A 3,717-nucleotide genomic window follows, 5' to 3' on the forward strand; every position below is an offset into this window, starting at 1 on the left:
ATCTGGTACGTGAAGGTTCACCCGAAAGCAGCCGGATCGAACTGGTTCCGATTACCCCCAAACTTGTGGCTATTGAGGCAGCCGCCAACCGGTCGAATGTTGTTGCGCCGGAGCTACTTGGCTACCAGCCAGCAGAGTACAAGATCGGTGCCGGTGATCTGATCTACATCACTGTCTGGGACCACCCAGAATTAACCGCACCGTCAGGTGGGCAGCAACCAATTGAAGCGAACGGACGCGTGGTCCGCCCGGACGGTAGTCTTTTCTACCCATATGTTGGGACGATCGAAGCTGCTGGTAAAACCATCGAAAATCTACGTTCGACCATCGCTATTCGCCTGGCCAAGGTGCTCGCTGAGCCCCAAGTGGATGTCAGCATCGTGCGCTTTGTCAGCCAGAAAGTGATTCTCTCCGGCGCATTCGTCAAGCCCGGCCAATTACCCATCACCAACTCTCCTCTCAGTCTTCTGGAGGCAATTGGGCAAGGCGTAGTGCAGCCCGAATCTGCCGATATTTCTGGACTAGTGCTCAAGCGTGACGGTCGCGAATACGTAATCGATCTCGATACGCTCAATCGCAAGGACTCAAAACTTCTCACCCTCTACCTGAAGGACGGTGACCAACTGCACCTACCTTACAATGACCAGAAAAAGGTTTATGTGCTGGGTGAGGTTACCGCGGCGCGCGCCCTTATCTTCAAGGGCAGCAACATGAACTTGACTGATGCCCTAGGCAGTGTTGGCGGATTGCGCCAGGAAACGTCCAGCGGCAAAGAGGTTTACGTGATCCGTGGGGTAGAGAATCTAGCGGATGAACCGGTCAAGGTGTTCCAGATTAACATCAAATCGCCTTCGGCCTTCGCCCTTGCCCAGCACTTCAAGTTGCAACCGCAGGATGTTGTCTACGTCGGCGCGGCCGATGTCACACGCTGGAACCGCTTTATCAGCCAGGTATTCCCCTCGGCTAACCTGTTGCGCACGGGTGTCGGTATTCAAGATGACATGGGCAACAACTAAGAACTGGTATTCTTGTGAAATTTCTGCGACTGGCCGCTCTATCGGCGGCCTCCTTGTTGGTGACCGCCTGCAACCCGTTGATGACCGCCTCCCTGGACACGCTCAAGGCCGCTTTCGTAGGACCTGAGCCCCTGGATCTCACCCGCCAACAGGTGGATGAGACTCCGTACTACCAGATCACCATCGCGACACCTACGGGTGAAGCCGTGATGGCGTTGGTGCGTCTGCAGGATGGTGTTGGATTCTGGATGGCCTCAAGTCGCCAGATCCTGATGCTTGAGGATGGCCTGGCCATCCGCAGTGTCGGTTTCAACGACAACCTGGATGGCACCCGCTTTGAGGGTGAGTCCCCCTTCAAGATAGGTCTGCACCGGATTCCCAATGGGCTGCAAACCCGTCGCCAAGTGGACTTCACTGATGGTTATCGAATGGGTGTCATCCTCACTAGCCGCTTTGAGAAGAAAGGCCTGGAGACCGTACATATTCTCGACCGCGACGTGGAGTTGTTGCGCGTGGACGAAGAGATCGTAATGGACGGCCTGGGCTTTACTGCGCGGAACCAATATTGGGTCGACCCTGCCGACGGCTTCATCATGGCCAGTGTTCAGCACCTGACCCCCGAATTGCCCCTACGCATTGTTCAAGTGCGCCCGAATAAGCCGGTAGTGCAATGATTTTTCGTTCTTCCTGGCTGCTTTTCTGCAGCCTGTTCATGACGTTTGCCGTAAATGCCGAATCGCTGGTGACTGTGCAGGGAGATGCCGCCAAACCCGGGCGTTACACCTTCGAGCAAGGTTATCGCCTGCATGACGTGTTGTTGCCGGCCCAGGTGAACCCAAAGGCGTATCTGCTGGGTGCCGCCTGGTTGCATGTGCCGCTGCATAACGCGCAGGAACGCCTCAAGGTGGGCGTGCTTTTCGATCTGGAAACTGTGCGCAGCAACGCCCTGCAGGATAACCAGACCGGGTTGGCGGCGCTGGCCGCGCGCCTCATTGACAAGGTGCAGGCCATGCCAGTGACCGGGCGCAGGGTCGCCCAACTTGACCCGGTGCGGGTTGAACTCAACCGTCGGGACAATCCCTACCTGAGCAACGGTGATGTGCTGCTTTACCCTGCCCGCCCTGCCACCGTGCGGGTTGTGGGCGCAGTGCTGGGCGAATGTGAATTAGCGCACCAATCCTTGCAGGCGGCCATCAGTTATTTGAAGGGCTGCCCACGTGACCCGGATGCCGACGCCGACCTGCTCTTCGTGATTCAGCCTGATGGACGCGTTTTCCAGGAGGGGGTGGCGCTGTGGAACGAAACCCAATCAGTTCCTCCCGCGCCGGGAGCGCGAATTTACGTGCCCGTGCGCAGCAGTGCCAAGGGTGATCCCACACCGGACCTGAATACTGAACTGGCCGCCTTCATCGCCACCCAGCCCCTGCTGGAGGTGAAGCCATGAAATATCACTTGATCCCTTGCTTGTTGATCGGTTGCAGCACCTGGGCGGTGGCGGAGCCACGCTACACACAGAGTGATTTTGGTGGCGTGGGTCTGTTGCAAACTCCTACCGCACGCATGATGCCCGCGGGCGAGCTGTCGGTGACCGCCAGCCGTACCGATCCTTACAGTCGTTACAGTGTGTCCTTCCAGCCATTCGATTGGCTGGAGGGTTCGTTCCGTTACACCTCGATCAGCAACCGCGATTATGGTTCGGAGGCGTTCAGCGGCGACCAGAGCTATAAGGACAAGGCGATCGACGGCAAGGTGCGCCTGCTCGAAGAAAGCCACTGGATACCGCAGGTGGCATTGGGTGCACGAGACATCGGTGGTACCGGTCTGTTCTCCAGTGAGTATTTTGTTGGCAACAAACGCCTTGGCGATTTTGACTTGAGCCTGGGCCTGGCATGGGGCTACATCGGCAATCGTGGCGATATCGACAACCCATTGGGTTGGGTCGACGACAAGTTTGATCAGCGCCCCACCTCCAACCAAGCGGGTGACTTCAACGGAAACCAGTATTTCCGCGGCTCGCCCTCCTTCTTCGGCGGCGTAAACTACCAGACGCCCTGGGATCCGCTGTCTGTGAAACTGGAGTACGAAGGCAACGACTACCAGCACGAGCCCCAGAACAATAACCAGGTCCAGGACTCCCCATTCAACCTCGGCTTCGTCTTCAAAGCCGGCGATTCGGTCGACCTGAGTGCCGCCTGGGAACGCGGCAACACCGCCATGTTCGGCATCACCCTGCACACCAACTTCGCGACGCGCAAGGCTCCCGTCAAGAGTTACGACCCGAAGCCCGAAGCCGTGCCGGAATTCAAACCGACAGTGGCTCCCGCCGACGTGGAATGGGCCGGTGTAGCCGAGCGTTTGCACAACAACGCAGGCTATCGGGTGCAGCGCATCACCCAGCGCGATTCCGAACTGGTCGTCTATGGCGAACAGGACCGCTATTTCTATACGCCGAAGGCGGTTGGCCGGGCCTCGCGCATCCTCGATAACAGTGTTAGCGACAAGATTGACTGGTTCACCGTGGTCGACACGCGCTACAGCCTGCCGATCGAGGAAGTCAGCCTGCCACGGGATACCTTCCGTGAAGTGGTCCAGGAGGACCGACCGGTGAAAGACCTGCGCCGGGTCACCGAGATGAATGTGGCACTTCCGCAACAGGAAAAGACCCTGTTCGAGCGCAAGCTCGATCCGCTCAACTATGGCC

Annotated in this window: 4 protein-coding genes; all 4 read left to right on the forward strand. The window is 57.9% G+C overall.

Features of this window, described 5'->3' with window-relative positions; genetic code table 11:
- Window positions 1-1,016, forward strand: a 1,016-nt coding sequence (locus tag AC1DSG_RS29005) for a polysaccharide biosynthesis/export family protein (RefSeq protein ID WP_477793944.1), incomplete at its 5' end; no start/stop codon positions are given.
- Between the two features lie 14 nt (window positions 1,017-1,030).
- On the forward strand, window positions 1,031-1,690 hold the full coding sequence (locus tag AC1DSG_RS29010) for a YjbF family lipoprotein (RefSeq protein WP_477793945.1): 660 nt from the start codon (window positions 1,031-1,033) through the stop codon (window positions 1,688-1,690).
- Window positions 1,691-1,728: 38 nt separating this feature from the next.
- Complete coding sequence (locus AC1DSG_RS29015) at window positions 1,729-2,460, forward strand: capsule biosynthesis GfcC family protein (RefSeq protein ID WP_477793946.1); 732 nt, start codon at window positions 1,729-1,731, stop codon at window positions 2,458-2,460.
- A partial coding sequence (locus AC1DSG_RS29020) for a YjbH domain-containing protein (RefSeq protein ID WP_477793947.1) occupies window positions 2,457-3,717 on the forward strand: 1,261 nt, incomplete at its 3' end. The genes AC1DSG_RS29015 and AC1DSG_RS29020, both read left to right, overlap by 4 nt.

The sequence above is a fragment of the Pseudomonas sp. P5_A12 genome, from assembly GCF_056400685.1.

Coding starts and splice junctions, on each gene's coding strand:
- AC1DSG_RS29015 (WP_477793946.1), top strand. CDS start 1,729: ATGACGTTTGCCGTAAATGCCGAATCGCTGGTGACTGTGCAGGGAGAT.